General features: G+C 41.0%; 19 protein-coding genes and 1 pseudogene. 8 read left to right on the forward strand and 12 right to left on the reverse strand.

The window, feature by feature from the left end:
- The first annotated feature begins 58 nt into the window (after window positions 1–58).
- From zwf to pgl, 3 genes are all read left to right on the forward strand, one after another.
- Window positions 59–1639, forward strand: coding sequence for a glucose-6-phosphate dehydrogenase (gene zwf / locus HXT51_RS03740; RefSeq protein WP_103084507.1), 1581 nt, complete (start codon window positions 59–61; stop codon window positions 1637–1639).
- On the forward strand, window positions 1636–2577 hold the full coding sequence (locus tag HXT51_RS03745) for a glucose-6-phosphate dehydrogenase assembly protein OpcA (RefSeq protein WP_421776216.1): 942 nt from the start codon (window positions 1636–1638) through the stop codon (window positions 2575–2577). Before zwf ends, HXT51_RS03745 begins: the two co-directional genes overlap by 4 nt.
- Before the next feature lie 149 nt (window positions 2578–2726).
- Window positions 2727–3551 (forward strand): 6-phosphogluconolactonase, encoded by an 825-nt coding sequence (gene pgl / locus HXT51_RS03750; protein ID WP_421776217.1) that lies wholly within the window; start codon window positions 2727–2729, stop codon window positions 3549–3551.
- Window positions 3552–3651: 100 nt separating this feature from the next.
- Here the strand turns inward: pgl and gndA are convergent, their stop codons facing one another.
- Complete coding sequence (gndA, locus tag HXT51_RS03755) at window positions 3652–5106, reverse strand: NADP-dependent phosphogluconate dehydrogenase (protein WP_421776218.1); 1455 nt, start codon at window positions 5104–5106, stop codon at window positions 3652–3654.
- Window positions 5107–5555: 449 nt separating this feature from the next.
- Here gndA and nrdH point away from each other — a divergent pair, with 449 nt between their 5' ends.
- The 4 genes from nrdH (at window position 5556) to nrdF (ending at window position 9788) form a co-directional block, all read left to right on the forward strand.
- A complete protein-coding gene (gene nrdH, locus HXT51_RS03760; protein WP_033888558.1) occupies window positions 5556–5816 on the forward strand; it encodes a glutaredoxin-like protein NrdH in 261 nt (86 codons plus the stop codon).
- 2 nt (window positions 5817–5818) lie between these two features.
- Complete coding sequence (gene nrdI, locus HXT51_RS03765) at window positions 5819–6319, forward strand: class Ib ribonucleoside-diphosphate reductase assembly flavoprotein NrdI (protein WP_415692327.1); 501 nt, start codon at window positions 5819–5821, stop codon at window positions 6317–6319.
- 75 nt (window positions 6320–6394) lie between these two features.
- On the forward strand, window positions 6395–8626 hold the full coding sequence (gene nrdE, locus HXT51_RS03770; RefSeq protein WP_421776219.1) for a class 1b ribonucleoside-diphosphate reductase subunit alpha: 2232 nt from the start codon (window positions 6395–6397) through the stop codon (window positions 8624–8626).
- Window positions 8627–8708: 82 nt separating this feature from the next.
- Window positions 8709–9788, forward strand: a complete 1080-nt coding sequence (nrdF, locus tag HXT51_RS03775; RefSeq protein WP_016635885.1) for a class 1b ribonucleoside-diphosphate reductase subunit beta — start codon at window positions 8709–8711, stop codon at window positions 9786–9788.
- A gap of 368 nt (window positions 9789–10156) precedes the next feature.
- Here the strand turns inward: nrdF and HXT51_RS03780 are convergent, their stop codons facing one another.
- The 8 genes from HXT51_RS03780 to HXT51_RS03815 all read right to left on the reverse strand — a co-directional run bounded on the left by HXT51_RS03780 (window position 10157) and on the right by HXT51_RS03815 (window position 16165).
- A complete protein-coding gene (locus HXT51_RS03780) occupies window positions 10157–11329 on the reverse strand; it encodes an exodeoxyribonuclease V (RefSeq protein ID WP_421776220.1) in 1173 nt (390 codons plus the stop codon).
- Between the two features lie 34 nt (window positions 11330–11363).
- Window positions 11364–12017, reverse strand: a complete 654-nt coding sequence (locus tag HXT51_RS03785; protein ID WP_410312083.1) for a response regulator transcription factor — start codon at window positions 12015–12017, stop codon at window positions 11364–11366.
- A gap of 34 nt (window positions 12018–12051) precedes the next feature.
- On the reverse strand, window positions 12052–12513 hold the full coding sequence (locus tag HXT51_RS03790) for a hypothetical protein (protein ID WP_103084498.1): 462 nt from the start codon (window positions 12511–12513) through the stop codon (window positions 12052–12054).
- 276 nt (window positions 12514–12789) lie between these two features.
- The gene (locus tag HXT51_RS03795; protein ID WP_004129684.1) at window positions 12790–12963 is read right to left on the reverse strand and encodes a hypothetical protein; all 174 of its coding nucleotides are present in this window, start codon (window positions 12961–12963) and stop codon (window positions 12790–12792) included.
- Complete coding sequence (locus HXT51_RS03800) at window positions 12960–13253, reverse strand: DUF2089 family protein (protein ID WP_020759138.1); 294 nt, start codon at window positions 13251–13253, stop codon at window positions 12960–12962. The genes HXT51_RS03795 and HXT51_RS03800 overlap by 4 nt, the downstream gene beginning before the upstream one ends.
- 292 nt (window positions 13254–13545) lie before the next feature.
- Window positions 13546–14136: a type IV toxin-antitoxin system AbiEi family antitoxin domain-containing protein gene (locus HXT51_RS03805; RefSeq protein WP_415692331.1), complete on the reverse strand. Its 591-nt coding sequence runs from the start codon at window positions 14134–14136 to the stop codon at window positions 13546–13548.
- A gap of 147 nt (window positions 14137–14283) precedes the next feature.
- The gene (locus tag HXT51_RS03810) at window positions 14284–14571 is read right to left on the reverse strand and encodes an addiction module antidote protein (protein ID WP_103084496.1); all 288 of its coding nucleotides are present in this window, start codon (window positions 14569–14571) and stop codon (window positions 14284–14286) included.
- Between the two features lie 142 nt (window positions 14572–14713).
- Window positions 14714–16165 (reverse strand): ATP-binding protein, encoded by a 1452-nt coding sequence (locus HXT51_RS03815; protein WP_415705567.1) that lies wholly within the window; start codon window positions 16163–16165, stop codon window positions 14714–14716.
- A gap of 274 nt (window positions 16166–16439) precedes the next feature.
- Here HXT51_RS03815 and HXT51_RS03820 point away from each other — a divergent pair, with 274 nt between their 5' ends.
- Complete coding sequence (locus HXT51_RS03820) at window positions 16440–17690, forward strand: ATP-binding protein (protein ID WP_103084494.1); 1251 nt, start codon at window positions 16440–16442, stop codon at window positions 17688–17690.
- Between the two features lie 89 nt (window positions 17691–17779).
- Here the strand turns inward: HXT51_RS03820 and HXT51_RS03825 are convergent.
- From HXT51_RS03825 to HXT51_RS03835, 3 genes and pseudogenes are all read right to left on the reverse strand, one after another.
- A pseudogene (locus HXT51_RS03825) lies at window positions 17780–17920 on the reverse strand (histidine kinase); the annotation flags it as partial.
- A gap of 38 nt (window positions 17921–17958) precedes the next feature.
- Window positions 17959–18558, reverse strand: a complete 600-nt coding sequence (locus tag HXT51_RS03830; protein WP_421776221.1) for an FMN-binding protein — start codon at window positions 18556–18558, stop codon at window positions 17959–17961.
- A gap of 45 nt (window positions 18559–18603) precedes the next feature.
- A complete protein-coding gene (locus HXT51_RS03835; RefSeq protein WP_421776222.1) occupies window positions 18604–19449 on the reverse strand; it encodes an ABC transporter ATP-binding protein in 846 nt (281 codons plus the stop codon).
- Between the last annotated feature and the right edge of the window lie 52 nt (window positions 19450–19501).

Raw genomic sequence — 19501 nt, forward strand, 5'->3', positions numbered from 1 at the left:
TATAACAAAAATGCTAAAGCGCGTGTAAAAATAGCCTAGAAACATTACGATAGTACTTATGACTGAGTTGAGGACACTACGTAATTTGCAAGGCGATGAGGAAAGCGCATCTACTTGGACGAATCCTTTGCGCGATCCGCGTGATTTGCGTTTAGCTCGTATTGCAGGCCCGTGCAGCCTAGTAATTTTTGGCATTACTGGCGATTTAGCACGCAAAAAACTTATGCCAGCTGTATATGATTTAGCTAATCGCGGGCTTTTGCCTCCAGGATTTGGTTTAACCGGTTTTGCAAGACGCGATTGGACGGATGAGCATTTCGTAAACTTTGTGCGCGAGAATATTGAGCAGCATTGTAGAACGCCATTTCGTGAGTCAACTTGGATTAATCTTGCTAAAGGCATACGTTTCGTGCGCGGTACTTTTGACGATGCATCCGCGTTTGAGCGTTTAAGCAAAACAGTAAACGAATTAGATAGGGATCGTGGAACTCGCGGAAATCACGCTTTTTACATGTCTATTCCGCCTTCCAGCTTCCCGGTTGTTGCACAACAACTTGCAGCATCAGGCCTTTCGCACTCTTCTGAACATGCTTGGCGTCGCGTAATTATTGAAAAGCCTTTTGGACACGATTTAGCGAGCGCACGAGAGTTAGATCGCGTTGTTTCTGAAGTTTTTGATCCTAATTCTGTGTTCCGAATTGACCATTATTTAGGCAAGGAAACTGTGCAAAATTTGCTGGCTTTCCGATTTGCTAACGCAATGTATGAGCCGATTTGGAACGCAAATTATGTTGACCACGTGCAAATTACGATGGCTGAAGATATTGGAATTGGCGGAAGAGCTGGATACTACGATGGAATCGGTGCTGCTCGTGATGTGATTCAGAACCATTTGCTTCAGCTTATGGCGCTTACTGCTATGGAAGAGCCTGTAAGTTTCCGCGCTAGCGATTTGACTGCTGAAAAAACGAAAGTTCTATCCGCAATCCGACTACCTCAAGACTTGGCTGCCAACACTGCTCGAGGACAGTATGCAGCCGGCTGGCAAGGATCTTACAAAGCTGTTGGATACTTGGAAGAGCAAGGCATTGATCCTAAAAGCACTACTGAAACGTATGCTGCAGTACGACTGGATGTTGATACTCGCCGTTGGGCTGGAGTTCCGTTCTATTTGCGTACAGGTAAACGTTTAGGTAAGCGCGTTACGGAAATTGCTGTTATTTTTAAGCGTGCTCCGCATTTGCCGTTTGAGTCTACTGCTGTGCGCGAACTTGGTAGTAACGCTATTGTGATTCGAGTTCAGCCGGATGAGGGTGTTACTATGCGCTTTGGTGCGAAAGTTCCTGGAGGAACTGCTATGGAAGTGCGTGACGTTTCTATGGACTTTAGTTACGGACGCTCTTTTACAGAAAATTCCCCTGAAGCTTACGAGCGATTAATTCTTGATGTACTTCTTGGCGAGCCACCGCTATTCCCAACTACGCAAGAAGTAGATTTAAGTTGGAAAATTCTCGACCCTATTGAGGAATTCTGGAGCTCGCTTGGCACACAACCGCAACCGTATCGCGCTGGAACGTGGGGTCCTGCAGAAGCTGATGCTATGCTTGCTCGAGATAATCGCCATTGGAGGCTGCCATGATTATCAATCTTCCTGATACTAATACAAGCAAAATCGCGGCTAAAATTGACGAATTACACGAAGAGCGCGGTGAATCTGCTACTGGTCGCGTGCTTACTTTGCTTATTGATACAACTCTTAAAGAGTTAGAGCATGCGCTTGGAGCTGCGAATAATGCTAGCCGCGAGCATCCTTGCCGTGTTATTGCAATTGTTCGCGATTGGTCTAGTGAGCACGCTGCTGAGCGCGGTGAAGTTGTGCCGAATCTTGACGCTCAAGTGCGTTTCGGCGCGGATGCTGGAGCTGGTGAAATTATTATTTTGTATCCACATAATGGCTTAGTTCGCCATCCGGATACACTTGTTATTCCTCTACTGGTTCCAGATGCTCCGATTGTGGCATGGTGGCCAACTAATGCTCCTGAAGATCCTGCTCACGATTTGCTTGGAGCTATGGCAAGCAGCAGAATTACTGACGCACAGAGATCAGACGATACTTTTAAAACTGTTCAAAACTTGCGCAAAAACTGGTCTCCTAAAGATGTTGATTTATCTTGGACGCGTTTAACTCCTTGGCGTGCGTTACTTGCTTCTATGCTTGATCAGCCTCCACATTTGCCTATTCTTAGAGCGAAAGTTGTAGGCCCTACTCACTACGTATCTTTGCATTTGCTTGCAGCTTGGCTTAAGAGTAGTTTGCATGTGCCTGTAGAAATAGTGGAAGATCCTAAAGCTAAGGCTATTAATTCAGTTACATTTGAGCGAGAAGATGGTATATTGTCACTTACTCGCCCCGATGGAGACGATCAGGCTATGATTAGTCTTCCTGGGCAAGCTGCACAGCCTATTGCGCTTCCTATTCGTACTCTGGATGATTGCTTAAGCGAAGAATTGCGACGTATCGATCCTGACGAAATTTATGCGCAACTTGTACGAGATAATCCAACTGAAAATTCGTGATACATTACGTGATACATTACGTGATACATTACATAAATGAAGCAATACGTAAGTAAAGTAATACGTAAATGAAACACTAGGCAACTAAAGCGAAATTAAAAGTAGCGCACGAATCGTTTAAAAAAAAATAAGAAATTGAGGAAATGAATATGGCAGATAATGAAGTCACCTTTGCACATAAAGCAAGCGTTTACTGCTACAATAATCCCGATGTGCTTTCAGCCATTGCAGCTCAACGCTTGGCAATTCTTGTTATGGAGTCACAAGCTAATGTGCACAATCTCGACAAACCATTCCATTTACTTATTACTGGCGGCACGGACTCAATACGCATGTTCCAAATGCTTGCCAGCAACCCACTTTTGACGGTGATTGATTGGAATCTAGTGCATATTTGGTGGGCAGATGAGCGTTTCGTAGCTTACGATAGCGAGGATCGCAACGCACGCAAGACTCGCAAAGCACTGCTTGACTTACTTACTTCTCATAAAGCTTTATCAGAATCTCATATTCACGAGATGCCTGCAGATGAGCGTAGCGCAAAGGAAATTGCAGCAGCCAGCGACGCTGAAAATGATGCTATTTTAGATGATGCAGCACGCGACTATGAGGAAGAAATCATAGGATTGCTTGGAAAAGAGCCAGTGTTTGATTTAGCAATTCTCGGCATGGGACCGGACTCGCATATGGCTTCACTCTTCCCAGGATTGCCACAGGTTAATAATCGCGAGCGCATTGTTGTTGGCGTAAACCACTCCCCTAAGCTTCCTCCAATGCGATTGTCGCTTACTGTTCCTGTATTAGCTCACAGTCGCCGCACTTGGTTCTTGACTGCTGGTGCAGAAAAGGGTGCTGCTTTAATGAACGTACTTTCGAGTGCGGATAATCCGGAATATCCTGCATCTTTTGCAAACGGAACTGACGAAATCTCTTGGATGACCACCGCAGGCACACTGCAAGCTGCAATCCAATAATCTGCATAGCTCTTAGCAACATGCATAATACTCAGAACAATAACTAACAGGCCTCTGCATTATTATGCAGAGGCCTGCTTGTTCTAAATATTATTTTGATTTAGTCTTGCTTTACTTCTGGACGATTAGGATCTGCCCACAAAGTGTGGAATACGCCTGGCTCGTCGATGCGACCGTAAGTGTGTGCGCCGAAGAAATCGCGCTGAGCTTGAATCAACGAGGCTGGCAAACGCTTGGAACGCAAGCCATCGTAGTATGCAAGCAAGCTAGAGAATACTGGAACAGGAACTCCATGCTCCACTGCACGCGCAATAACACGACGCCAAGCAGCCTGAGACTTTTCAATAGCATCCTTAAAGTAAGGAGCAAAAAGCAAAGAAACGCTAGCTTCACCAGACTCAAAAGCCTCGGAAACGCGGTTCAAGAACTGAGCGCGAATAATGCATCCACCACGCCAAATGCGAGCAACAGCAGCCTGGTCAATCTTCCAATCATGCTCAATTGCAGCAGCTGCAATCTCGTCGAAGCCCTGTGCGTAAGAAACAATCTTAGAAGCGTACAAAGCTTGGCAAATATCCTCAATAAACGCCTTGCGCTCAGCATCGTTCAAATCAAAATGCATGTCTGGGCCAGTTAAACCTTGGTTTTCAGCAGCTTCACGCAAAGCAACCTGGCTTGAAAGTCCACGAGCAAACACAGCTTCAGCAATACCGGTAACTGGTATTCCAAGAGAAAGCGCGGACTGTACAGTCCAAGTGCCAGTGCCCTTCATGCCAGCGTGATCCACCATCATTTCAACCAAAGGCTTACCAGTCTTAGCATCCTTCTGACGAAGCACATCAGCCGTAATCTCAATCAAATAAGAATCAAGTTCGCCCTTATTCCACTCGCTAAATACGTCTGCAATTTCGTCGGACTTCATTCCCAAACCGCGAAGCATTAAATCGTAGCTTTCGGCAATAAGCTGCATATCCGAATACTCGATGCCATTGTGAACCATTTTCACAAAGTGTCCAGCACCATCAGTGCCAATATGGGTTACGCAAGGCTCACCTTCAGCAACAGCAGCAATAGACTTCAAAATAGGACCAAGAGTCTTCCAAGATTCCTCAGTGCCACCAGGCATCATCGAAGGACCACGAAGCGCACCTTCTTCGCCGCCAGAAACACCGCAACCAACATAATGAAGACCACGCGCACGAATATCACGCTCTCTGCGAATCGTGTCTTCAAAATAAGAGTTTCCGCCGTCTACGATAATATCTCCCGGCTCCATAGCATTTGCAAGTTCTTCAATAACAGCATCCGTAGGAGCACCAGCTTTTACCATAATGATTGCAGTGCGCGGACGCTTCAAAGAAGCCACGAATTCTTCAACAGTTTTAGCAGGCACAAAAGCACCTTCACTGCCATGCTCATTCATCAAAGTTTCGGTGCGTGAATAATGACGATTGTAAACAGCAACTGTATTGCCGTGATGCGCAAGATTTCTCGCTAAATTCGACCCCATAGCCGCCAAACCAACAACGCCAATATTTGCCTGGGCTTCCGTCATAATGACACCTCTTATCTTTTATCTTGTTATATTATTTGCACGAGCTTTGCATACTAAAGCAATTTGCACGCGCCCAAGTAATTTAAAGAATTTGCATTACTAATAAAACATGCACGATTCTTTCGCGTTACGCCCCTTCAAGAAACGCACTTTTTAATTTTATCTACCGATGTGCACAAGGAAATCCAGTTTTAAAATAATTAAACGCAGATAATAAATTTTGTGATATAGATTACATTTACACACTTCCAAAATATCATCCAAAATCTCTTAATCAGCACGACACGCTTACAAAAATGCTATTTTTAGCAATTCTGACAACAACTATATGTAGTGATTGTATGTTCGACACACCACTACAAATAGTACTTATTGGTAGTATGCTGGCTATTTGGCTTTTGTCGATACAACACGGAATTAAAAATTCCCCATCACCAGAGGAGATTGAAATGACTATTACAGTGTTTACCAAACCTCATTGCCCACAGTGTGATGCCACTAAGCGACAGTTCACAAAACTTGGCGTGAACTTCGAAACTGTGGACTTGTCAAAAAGCCCTGAATCACTCGAACAGTTAAAAAATGCTGGATACCGTCAAGCTCCAGTGGTTATTGCTCCAGACGCATCCTGGAGTGGGTACCGCCCAGATTTAATCGCACAAATTGCAGACAAACTCGGAACTTCCGCAGAAACAGCAAAAGAAGCATAAAAATGTGTGAACAAGAAGATATAACACAACCAAGTGAGCCAGAAGCATGCGCACAAGGCGAATCAATCGGAGCTGTAGTCTATTTTTCTTCCGTCTCCGAAAATACATTGAGATTCGTGAAAAATTGCGACTTCCCAAGCAATAATGTGAACGTTTATCGCATACCACTTCGCCCAAAAGAACCAGAACTAAACGTACGCGAGCCATACGTTTTGATTGTTCCGACTTACGGCGGTGGAAACATTAAGAAAGCGATACCGATTCAAGTGCGCAAATTCTTAAATAATCGCGAAAATCGTTCGTTTATTCGCGGAGTAATTTCTTCCGGAAATACGAATTTTGGAGAAGCATATTGCGCTGCAGGCGGTCAAATTTCTGGAAAGTGCGGAATTCCAAATATGTATTCGTTTGAGCTCACGGGAACTCAAGAAGATATTGAAAAAGTAGCACAGGGAATACCAAGATTTTTAAGGCAACTAAAAGAAACAGAAGAAACGAAATAAACAAAAGATACATAAGCAACAAAACAACCAGCGTTTGAAAAACAAAACTAACGCACTAGGAAAGGAATAAAACCCATGAATAGCACGGATCCGATGAGCGAATCTACTGCGCTTAATCTTGATAACACTGACGACGCCAGCACTGCCAGCACTAATAGCAGCACAGCAGAGCGTATTCGCAACAGCCGCGACTACCACGTTCTTAACGCTATGCTCGGCCTTTTTGACCCAGAAAAAGGCATTCAGTTTGATAAAGATCAAGAAGCAGAAAAGCTTTACGTTTCGGGTTACGTGCAAGATCACAGCATGAAGTTTGCTTCCACTCGCGAGCGCTTGAACTATTTGATTGACAACTACTACTACAACGGCAACGTGTTCGGAAAGTACAGCGACGAGTTTCTCGATAAGTTCTACGAGCACGCAGAATCTGCTCACCACACTTTTGGCACGTTCTTGGGAGCTTTTAAGTTCTACACTTCTTACGCTTTGAAGACTTTTGACGGCAAGCAGTATTTGGAAAACTTCGCTCAGCGCGCAGCTGCAGTCGCTTTGGAACTCGCAGACGGCGACGAAAAAGCAGCGCTCAATTATTTAGACGAGATGCTTGCAGGCCGCTTCCAGCCAGCAACTCCAACGTTCTTAAATCTTGGTAAAGCTCAGCGCGGCGAAGCTGTGAGCTGCTTCCTTGTGCGTTTGGAAGACAACATGGAGTCTATTGCGCGCGGAATTAACTCTGCTTTGCAGCTTTCTAAGCGTGGCGGAGGCGTGGCTCTGCTTCTTACGAATTTGCGCGAGCTTGGCGCTCCTATTAAGCGAATCGAGAATCAATCGAGCGGCGTTGTGCCTGTTATGAAGCTTTTGGAAGATTCATTCTCTTACGCTAATCAGCTTGGCGCTCGCCAGGGCGCTGGAGCTGTGTATATTAGCGCGCATCACCCAGATATTATGCGTTTCCTTGATACTAAGCGCGAGAACGCAGACGAAAAGATTCGCATTAAGTCGCTTTCTTTGGGCGTTGTGATTCCAGATATTACTTTCGAACTTGCTAAGCGTAAGGAAAAGATGGCTTTGTTTAGCCCTTACGACGTTGAGCGCGAGTATGGTAAGCCTTTTGCAGATATTTCTGTTACTGAGCATTACGATGAGATGGTTGCAAATCCTCGCATTCACAAGAAGTACATCGACGCTCGCGAATTCTTTATGACGCTTGCGGAGATTCAGTTTGAATCCGGCTACCCTTACATTTTGTTTGAGGATACTGTGAATAGCACGAATCCTATTGAGGGTCGCATTACTATGAGCAACTTGTGCTCCGAGATTTTGCAAACTCAGGAAGCAAGTACTTATAACGCCGACTTGTCTTATAGCCACGTTGGTCGCGATATTTCTTGCAATCTTGGCTCTCTTAATATCGCTAAGGCAATGGACGGCGATTTGGGCGCAAGCGTTGATTTGGCTGTACGTGCGCTCACGTCTGTCTCCGAACACACTTCGATTGATTCCGTACCTTCAATTCGTCGCGGTAACGAAGAAGGTCATGCTATTGGCTTGGGTCAAATGAATTTGCACGGTTTCCTTGCGCGTGAGCATATGCAGTACGGAAGCGAGGAAGCTCTTGACTTTACAGACATGTACTTTATGACTGTTGCTTACCACGCTTATAAGGCTTCTCACGCTTTGGCTGTAGAGCGCGGCCACGCTTTTGCAAGCTTTAAGACTAGCGCTTACGCTAAGCCTGCAGGCAAAGGCAACTATTTCGATAAGTACACAGATGGCAGCCGCTCGTTGGAACCTCGCACTCAAGCGGTTCGTGATTTGTTTGCTCGTTTTAACGTTGCAATTCCAACCGTTTCAGACTGGGAGCAGTTGCGCGACGAGATTTTGCGCGATGGCATTTACAACGAGTATTTGCAAGCTGTTCCTCCAACTGGTTCAATCTCGTACATCAATCATTCCACAAGTTCGATTCACCCGATTGCTTCGCGTATTGAGATTCGTAAAGAAGGCAAAGTTGGTCGCGTCTACTACCCTGCCGCTTATATGACGAATGACAATATGCAGTACTTTAAGGATGCATACGAGATTGGCTGGAAGGCGATTATTGATACTTACGCTGAAGCAACTCAGCATGTGGATCAAGGATTGTCGCTTACTTTGTTCTTCCCAGACACTACTACTACTCGCGATTTGAACAAGGCTCAGATTTACGCATGGCGTAAGGGAATTAAAACTCTTTACTACATTCGTATTCGCCAGAAGGCTTTGGAAGGTACTGAAATCGAGGGTTGCGTAAGCTGCACGCTGTAAACCTTATGATTGCAAATCTTTCGAACGCCAAATCAAAAACTTAAAAATTTTATAAAACGTAAACACAGAATCAGGAGTAATTATGACAGAACTCAGCCCAACCGAGCTTAGAAGCAGTCTCGATAAGCCTTTCGGCACGAATCGCGTAATCGCAGACGACGCTATGATGGCAGCTTCTATCACCCCAGCTCAGTACCGCTACCATCACGGTTCGCGCGTGCGCCCAGTTAATTGGAATAATATTGTTGACGACAAGGATTTGGACGTTTGGAATCGTCTTATTGCTAACTTCTGGCTTCCAGAAAAGGTTCCGCTGAGCAACGATATTCCTTCTTGGCGTTCCCTCACCGACCTTGAGCGCAAGACTACTACTCGCGTTTTTACAGGCTTGACTTTGCTTGATACCAGCCAGGCAACTATTGGTGAGCTTTGCCAGATTGAGCACGCTCGCACTGAGCACGAGCAGGCTATTTACACGAATATTGCTTTTATGCAGTCGATTCACGCTCGCTCCTACTCCTCTATTTTCTCCACTCTTTGCTCTAGCGAAGAGATTGACGAAGCTTATCGTTGGGCTGTTGGAAACGACGTTTTGCAGCAGCGCGTTACCACAGTGCTTTGCGAGTACGAGAGCGAAGATCCGCTTAAGCGCAAGATTGCGGCGACCATGCTTTCTTCGTTGCTTCTTTACGCGGGCTTCTATCTTCCGCTTTACTTTGCTTCTCGCGGTAAGATGATGAATACTGCAGATATGATTCGCTTGATTTTGCGCGATAAAGCTATTCACGGCTATTACTCGGGCTACAAGTTCCAGCGCGGATTGGAGCTTAGAAGCGAGAACGATAAGAAGAATCTTGAAAAGTTCACTATGAACTTGCTTGATACTTTGTACGATTTGGAAGTTGAGTATTCTGGTCAGATTTACGAAGGATTTGACTTCCACGATGACGTTTTTGATTTCGTGCGTTACAACGCTAACAAAGCTTTGATGAACCTTGGCTACCCTGCTAAGTACAGCGAAGAAGAAACACACGTAAGCCCAGAAATTCTCGCAGCTCTTTCTCCTGCAGCCGACGAAAATCACGACTTCTTCTCTGGCTCTGGTTCCAGCTACATTATGGGCAAGTCTGTTGAAACCGACGACGATGATTGGGATTTCTAGTCACTTAGTTGTTTCATTGCTTCGTTAATTAGTTAATCAGTCAGGTTGCTTATGTACTTTTCATAAGCAACCTCTTTTTTTATTTAATTATTTAAGAATATTTCCATTTTGGAACTATTTTTAAATATCCGCGTACTTATGGCGTTATCGTGGCAGTTTTTGCTAGATTTGCAATTTCTGCCACGATAACGTGTATAGCATAGCAACGAAACAGCATTCTGCATTGCAAATTAACCGCCTACTTGTATCTGCCATGCAGCAGACGCGTCCAAATACTCGGTTGAAATATGTCCAAATACTCGATTAAAAAGCGTCCAAATACTCGATTAAAGCGCAAGAAAGCACAATAATTTATTCTTGCACAATGACTATTTCTCTACATGAAGTGGAACGTGTACATTAATAATCCACGAATCGCCATCTTCAATAACTTTAAAAGTTCCGCCAACGCGTTCCGCAAGTATCTTATGAAAACGCAGTCCATATCCTAATTGCAAGTTAGCAAGAATACCTCGTTGTGCACTATTTATACACGTAATATGACATTCATGGTCATTAAGCATTACATTCATAGCGTATTCTTTAGGCTTTGCAGCATGCTTTTTTACGTTCGCAAGCAGTTCTCGGCAAATATACTCAATTTGAGCACATTCTTCAAAAGGCAAATGGATTGACCGAGAATCTTCAGCAGCTAAATCACTACTAAAGTCAATGGAACCAATATAGCCAAGCTTTTCAAACGACTTTTGTTCACAGTCAAATAAAACGCGTAAGCCTGTACAAAAATCTTTATAACATGTAGTCGATTGCATAACATCGCCAGTGCTTATAGTTGTAGCATTGTCAAGAAGAGAAATGATATTACGTGCTCTATGAAGAGTTGTAGTAGCACGTTGAAGAATCTCTCGCGAATTTTCGTGTTCTTGCTCATGAGTTGTTTGAGGTTCAATAGATTGTTGAGCCATCATCATAATGTTGGAAAGCTCATTAGTTACTTCATCGTGCATGCGAATTGCGGCAATAGTGGCATATTTTTGAAAAACGTTGTAACGCTGTGCAAATAACTGTTCCTGCTGTTGGTGAATAGTAGAAATATAGTATTTTACGATTGCGCTAGAAATAAGAGTGATAAGAAGCCACCACGCTAACACATAAGCGTTTTGAAAATCGCATATAATAAAGAACCATGAAGAAACTCCGCAAGAAGAAAGCACTGTGTACCAAGGTTGAGTAATTACAGCAATTGCCAAACAAATCAATATGGTAAGCATCATAGATGAATAGTTGATATTGGGTGCAACAATTACCAACGGCATCCAAATGAGCACAATAAAAGATGCTTTACGTGGCCATATTGCAATGCATAAGCAGATTACAATCCATACTATTTCAACTGTAATTGCATGCCAATTAGAGTAGTAATGAAGATTATTATAGGAACAAATTTCAAGAATCAAAGTACAACTTATGATTGCACAAATTCCAATTTTCTGCCAAGCATCATGCGGCAAAAAATTGATCATACGCGTTAATAATTTCATAACTACCTACTTTTACACGTTAATTTCTTACACGTTATATGTCATGCGAGTATTTTGCGAGCGCAGCGAGCGCCTGCATGCGACTTTTAACTTGAAGTTTTCCATAAATACGCCGTAAATGCGTGTTGACTGTTGAAACTTTCACATTAAGCTGATCTGCAATCTCTTTCGTAGAAGATCCCTGTTTGCACAAGCGCATAATTTCCGATTCTTGAGGAGACAAAACTGAAGTCTTCGGAAGTTGAGAAATCATATTAAATGATTCTTGCGGAGTGTGAAAATAGTCAATATATTGTGGCAATTCTGGACACCCGTAGCTTGTTGCGCGCGATTGGATAGCTGCAACTACGTCTGATAAATTGTCTTTATGTATTAACGCTTGACCACCCGACTTAGCAACTTGCAATACGTATTCATCTAGCATGTAGGAAGTAATGCCAATTAAAACAATATTGCTATTGCGTTCGCGAATTGCTTTAATTACATCAACACCACTCATTTCTCTCATTGACATATCTACTAAAAGTACGTCAGGAGTATTTTCTGTAACGCAACGATGAATAGCTTGTTTTGCAGAAGAACACATCCATGCACAAACAAAGTTTTCAGGCAAACGACTTTTTAGAAGAAGTTGCATATATCGCAATACAAGCGTGTCATTATCAACAATTGCGTAAGTAGTGTTCATACAATATATGGTATCTTGTTTTAGAATCCGATTATCAAGAGATGTGCGATTGTACTGTTTTTCTCAAATTATCAAGATTGTACACATTAAAGTGCCATACGCTAGCACTTTCCGTTGGCACACTCCATTCTTCGGTTTTACTATTGACAGTAAAGCGAATTATTTGAGTTGTTGGCTTATTTATAACTTCAAAATTAGTGAGTTGATTCCACGCAATACGACGAAGATGCTTATCGTCTAATTTAGCTAGATTACCCGAGCCTAAAATGACATTCGGATTAACAACAATAAACTCATTATCAGTGGCAGCAACAATACGCGCATCAACGCTTTGTGCTACATAGAATAATTTAGGTAACAAAAATAGTTTGATTAAATCTTTCCACCAAGGGTCGTATTTCATGGTAAATACATACGTTTTATCAACTGAAAGATTGTGCTCTTTAAAGTACTTGACGATATCTTCTTCTCGTATACCGCGCAAAGGATTAGTCATAATAAGCACCTCCTCGTGATTCTCGTTTTGTAAATTACCAACATACTAACGTGCAGATTTTATCTATACAAATAGGTGTACCTATTTTTAACGATAGTGCTTTTAGAAAACTTTTTAAAAACTTTTACTATTAGCAGTTTGTATGTTCTCAGCAATCAATATTTAAGAATATTTCCGTTTTGGAACTATTTTTAAATAGAGGCGTGCTTATGAAGTTATCGTGGCAGTTTTTGCTAATTTTGCAATTTTTGCCACGATAACTTGGTATTTTGTGTTTTATAAGTCCTGTAACGCAATTCTTTTATCTTCTGCAGACTGCTTAGATGACTTATCGTCTTTCTTAAGAGAATGCGCATATCGAATAAGACTTCTTGCAATAAAGAACACTAAAGCACATATAACAAGTGCAATAAGAATGTCAATTATTGGACCAAATAATGCATAGCTCATGATTCATCCTTTCTTTTTCTATATTCGTTTATGAGTGTTCGAGCTGTGTCAACATCGTATTTATCGTCAATAGCAAGACTCTTTACTAAAAGAACGAACGGGTCTTCTGGTTCATTATCGCTTATGCGCAGTTTTTCAATGAGCTTGTTAAGCCTGATTCTCATCGTTGGATAAGAGACTTGATACATTTGCGACATTTCTTTTAACGATCCAGACGATAATACAAAGTTCTTTATAAACGACATATCTTCGTCTGTGAGATTAGCCATCCATTTTGGAATATGATCCATATCACCCCTTTCGTCAACCTATAAAACTTTAATTAAATTAAACTTTTATTAAAAATATTAAAGTTGTTGTATGAGTTTGTCAAGAATGAGCATGAGAAATATGATGCAAAACGACATTTTTATGTCGCCAAAATTGTCGTCTTGTCGCCAATGGGTACAAAATTTAGTCATCTTGCTTAGCGTTAAGAACGTTCAATAAGTTTATAATTTCATCAAGTACGCTTGAAAATGTTATTTCTTTTGTATAACTATATTTTTTCGAATAATTTTGCCACTGTTAATTTTATCTTATTCACAATAGCACTTCCAGTGTTTGCTTAACTTTATTGGATATATTCATTTTTGTTGCATACTCATGAAGTTTTATAAGATCTTTCCCATTATGCTTACTGTAAGCTTGAAGAGTTTTAACAAAGAGTTCAGAATCAATGCTGTTTCTGTTTATTATAAAATCACAAATAATACGTTCAAAATCATAGACACGTACTTCATTCCCCATTGGGGTAGCCGTTGTAGTGACGCCTAACTTGCTATACAATCTTGAAACCCAATGAATAGCTAAATTTGAGGGTGGATTATTAAAACGATATCCTCTAGGAACGCTTACTTCAAGATGTTGTGGAATTTCATCTGTAAAACCTTGAAGATAAAGAGCTGAAACATAAGAGAATACGGCCTGTGGATAACGATATTGAAAGAAGTAATATTCGTCATAATCACCATTGGAAGAGAGGAAAATCCCCCTTTCAATTCGATTAAGAACACCTTCGTTTTTCAAACGAGTTAAATATATAGTTGGAATATCTAATGTTTTACAATCCTTGTATGTAATTATTCCATGATTATTATCTAAATAGTTAAGGAGTATCTCTTTGTTTGACACAATAGCCTCACTTCTGTTGCTTTCATACTAACATTTTATCTTTTTTGTAGTGTAAAAGCAACAAAGAATTGTAACGCCATATTTTTAACCGAGTTATCGTGGCAGTTTTTGCGATTTTTGCAATTTTTGCCACGATAAATGGGTATATCACGCATTTGCAGGTTCTATTGCAATGCGTCCGCCTAACGCTTGAACAACCTTCGCAATAGTCTGAAAACTAGGATTGCCGTCTCGTCTTAGGCTTTTGTAAAGGCTTTCCCTTCCGACCTCAGCTTTTTGAGCAATCTCTTTCATTCCTCGAGCTTTTGCAATATCACCTATGGCAGCTTGCAACAAGCGAGGATCGTTAAGTTCTGCTGCGGCATTGAGATACGCAATAACATCATCATTGTCCTCAAGATACTCACTCGCATCCCATTTACTTATATTTACCATTTTTTCATCCAATTGCGATACTCATCTGTTTTAAGTATCTCCATAAAAATATTTTATCCTGCAGGATACAATTTTGCAATTTCTGCCACGATAACTTGTGATTATTGCTACGCAATATAGTCTCGTAACTATTGTCTCGTAATCAATTAAAAAACATTGTTTGCGCGTCAACAAAGTTGATGCTTGTTTTAGCATGACGAGGATTATAAGAAGTTGGATACTTTGTAAACAACATAAATATTTTCTTATAATCGCGATTTTTTGCATTCTCAACTAAAGTTGCTCGCTGCAACAACTTGCTCACTGCTTCAGCTTCGTTAAGATTATTACGCCACTTACATTCTGCAATAAGAAGCTGCTTGTTAATATCGTCTTCTGCAACAATATCGATATCAGTTTGTTCACGAGCAATAGGATCCGCACCCCACCATTTACCTAACTTAGTTGGCAAAAAGTCCATTCTGCCAATTTTGCATTGGCGCACAATCCACTGTTCGCACATTTTCTCAAACTGTTGACCTACAAAAGTACTAAATACTTCATGTTCGCCACCAAGAACACTACTTGCGGCAGCGTGTGAAAGTCCGCGTTCAATCAATCCTTTATTAGGCGCTACAAACCTATACCAATACGCAAAAAATGGGTCACAAATCTGCCATAATCCTTTTTTGCAATGAAGTGGATTCATGCCGAATGGAATATTTCTTTCAATTAATCCGAGGCCTTCTAATGTTTTCAAATACACGTTCACTGATGTAGCCGGCAATCCAATACGATCCGATATTAAAGTTGGAGTATTGCATCCAGTTGCAAGAGCATTGAGCACACTATTGTATGTTGAAGGATCGCGCAATTCTTGGCGCATAAGCATGTCTGGTTCAGCGTACAAAATTCCCGAAATATTAAAGCATAGCTGCTCAAGATTTTCAGCAAGCGAAGACTTATTATCTAACTGTTCAATATAGTATGGCGTTCCTCCAAGGGATGCAAAATAGTTGATTTTATCTTCCCAAGTAGCATTATTTGGCATAAGTTCAGATGCTTCAAAAAAATCAAATGGTTGCAAGCGAATCTGTGCGGTACGTCTTCCGTAAAGCGGACTCTTTTTACCAAGAACTTCACTTTCCATGAATCCTTCGTTGCTGCCGCACAAAATAAGAGTCATGTTCGCGTTCTTAAATTTATGATCTATTGCAACTTGGAATGTTGACGCTAGGGATTTATCTGCTTGAGCTGCGTAAGGAAATTCGTCAAAAACTAGAATAAGTGGGGATTGAGAAGCGCTTTGATTTGCGCTACTAGATTGTCGTGCAATAAAATCGAGAGCGTCGTTCCAATTATTAAACGATCCTGTAGTTGACGGTAGATTGAAGAAATCGTACACAGTTCGCGAGAAATCACGCAAATTCTCGATATTAGTTTGTTCGCGAGCAGTAAAAAGTATTGCGCGCTTATTTTTACAAAATTGTGAAATAAGCGAAGTTTTTCCTATTCGTCTTCGACCATAAACTATTGCCATCTGGAACGAGTGTTTGCTGTTTTCATACAGTTTTTCCAGTACTTGTAGCTCGTCTTGTCTGCCAACAAAAACCATATTCCACCTGCCGATACGCCAATAATTGCATATTTTTCAGCGCATCTTATTGCTGACGAATATACGCTCTATTTAATATAATCGCGATTATTATAATCGTAATTATAATAATCTAAATTATATTATTTTGCAATATACTCAACACAATCACACGTTATCGTGGCAGAAAATGCAAATTTAGCAAAAACTGCCACGATAACTTGGTTTTTGCGATATAATATAACTCATACGCCAATACGAAAAAGGCGTTTGGCTCTTGTAAAAGGATTTTGCTATGACCGTGAATCAAGAAAAACTGTATCGCCGCGAAAAGTATCTTAGCAAAATTCGCGCGTTTTACGATGATAGCGATCTTATAAAAGTGATTACTGGCATTCGCAGATGTGGTAAATCAAGTCTTATGCGCACGATTATCGATGAGCTTAAAGAACGAAATAATCCAGTTCCAGAATCTAATATTATTTATATAAATCTTGATAAGCGCGAATACAGAAATGTAAAAACAGCCGATCAGCTTGACGCTCTTATAGAAAAACTTACTAATACTAGCGGCTTAAAATACGTGTTTCTAGATGAAATACAAAATGTTAAAGGATTTGAAGAAGTAGTAAACGGATTTCGAGAAGAAGGCGAATATTCTATTTTTATAACGGGATCTAATTCTTACTTGTTAAGTGGCGAATTAGCAACAAAATTAACTGGAAGATATCTTGAATTTGAGATGTTTCCGCTAAGTTTTGACGAGTATGAAGATTTCAAAAAATTCTATGATCAACCAGTAGATTCCGACATTAGTAAAGAGCTTAATAATTATATTCTCGAAGGTGGTTTCCCTCGTACTGTTTCCATAGATAATATGGGCGACAAACGAACGTATGTAAGTAATGTTATTAAAGAAATTTTTGATAAAGATATTAAAACTCGAGTAAAAATTAAAGATACGCAAGCGTTTGAAGCGGTACGTAACTATATTATTAACAATTTTGGCGCTACGACTAGTATCAATAGCTTGTGTGAATCTTTAAAGAAGAATGGATTAGCTATAAGTCGTACTACTTTAGCAAGGTATATTCGTGTTCTTTCAGATGCGAAAATCATTTATGAATGCCCACGTTTCGATATGAAATCAAAGCGTGCTCTTTCTGGAGAAAAGAAGTATTACTTAGCAGATTTAAGTTTTTATTACGCTCTAAATACGGATAATCGCATAAACTATGGTCCTACTTTGGAAAATATTGTGTACTTATATGCTAAAAGCTTTGGATACTCTGTAAGCGTTGGACGTATTGGAAAGTTGGAGTGCGATTTCATTCTGCGCAATGCAGATATGGATTATGCTTACGTGCAAGTAGCTTATACGATTTTGTTGAGTCGGGAAACAGAAGATCGCGAGTATAGGGCTTTAGAAGCTATTCATGATAATTATGAAAAATATGTTATGACCATGGATTCGCTTATACAAAAACGTAACGGCATTAAGCACGTAAACATTGCAGATTTTATTAAAAATAAGCAGATTTTTTAGAAAACTAGAATAAATAATCTGTGCGTTATCGTGGCAAAAATCGCAAAATTAGCAAAAACTGCCACGATAAATCGAGAGTTTGAGTGATGCTAGTTTAGCGGAATAACAACATTGACCAGCCAAGTGTCATCATCTTTTTGCGCGCTTAAAGATCCACCTAAACGTTCCACAGATTTTTTGTGAAACAGTAGACCTTTGCCAAAAACAAGCCTTTCGCCAAACTTGTTGACAATTTACCATTACGTTGAGTACTAACTTCTGAGTACATTTATTGCGCGGATTGAATTGAAGCCTTTTGGCGAGCAACGTCAAGCGCCTTGTTAAATGCATCGCTAGTCCAACTTGCTCCAGCAACAACCGAAATATGCAAATCTTTTAGCGGTTTTCCAACTATTTTTCCAGAGATAGCGCTAGCAAAAGCATTCATGTGCTTTTTTGAAATCGGCGTAAACGGATGAGGCGTAATTTCAACACCGTTCACATTACCACTTGCAACGCTTAAATTCACATCAAAACTATCTTCTGCAACAGGACCATACGTGGCTTTGATTTTGTAATCGCCATCTTTGTAATTGCCAGTATCGGTTTTAGACTGGTTTTTAGAATCCCCAGAATCTTCACTTTGCGCAGAAGACTGAGATTGCTGAGCGCCAGCATCATACTTCCCCGAAGGATTACCGCCATCATCCGCGCTTTGACCAGAATTGCCAGCGAACTCATCGTTCATTGGCACAGCTTTTGGCTCTCCACAAGCGGACAACATAGCAGACGATGCAGCTATAACAGCAAGCGCGGCAACAGTTTTTGCAACTTTTTTAGACTTCAAATCATGCTGTGAAGCATCGTGAAAGATATTATCCGAAATCATGAAATCATCGCCTTTAAATCTTATATATTTTAAAATCTTGCGCGACTAATCAGCTAAATCCGCTAATTTAGGAGACTTAGTAGGCTCATGGTCTTGCAAAGCCTCTGCAACACTCTCATCAACGTGAGCACTCGTAAACGCAGGTTTTCCACCAATCGCCTCGTACTCCTTGCGCGCATCCTCATTATTCCAACGCTCCCCAACAAGCACACCGTGGTTAAGCATGATTTCACGATCCGCGCACTGAGCAACCAGAGAATCGTGAGTTACAACAATAATCGTAGTTCCTTGATTGTGCAGCTGCTTAAACAAATCGAGCACAATCTGCTCATTTTTTTCATCCAAATTGCCAGTCGGCTCATCCGCGAGAAGCAATTTAGGGCAATTAATAAGCGCGCGAGCAACGCATACACGCTGCTGCTCACCACCAGAAAGCTGACTTGGCAAATGGTGAGCGCGATCCTTCAATCCAACTCGCTCCAAAGCATCCATCGCTTGAGCTTCATCAACAACAGAATGATAGTATTGCGCAACCATCACATTTTCAACTGCTGTTAAATGCGGCACAAGATAAAACTTTTGAAATACAAGACCAATCACATTTTTACGAACATCTGCAAGTTGGCCAGCATTCAAATCCTCAAGTTTGCGACCTTGCAAAGCAACAGAACCTTTAGATGGCGAATCCATGCAGCCAATAATGTTCATCAAAGTAGTCTTGCCAGATCCACTAGAACCAACAATTGAAAGCCACTGACCTTGAGGAACGGTAATCGACAAATCGTCGACAGCTCGAAGAGAGCCGTAAATTTTGGAAATATGATCCAAAGTCAACAGCATTTTTGGCTTAGAATCAGTATTTTCCAACTTATTTTCTATATTCTCTGTCATATTAAATCCTTAATTAAAATCTTCACTAAAAATCTTAATAAACTCACACTTC

Source organism: Gardnerella sp. KA00255, assembly GCF_049244095.1.
GTDB lineage: Bacteria > Actinomycetota > Actinomycetes > Actinomycetales > Bifidobacteriaceae > Bifidobacterium > Bifidobacterium vaginale_F.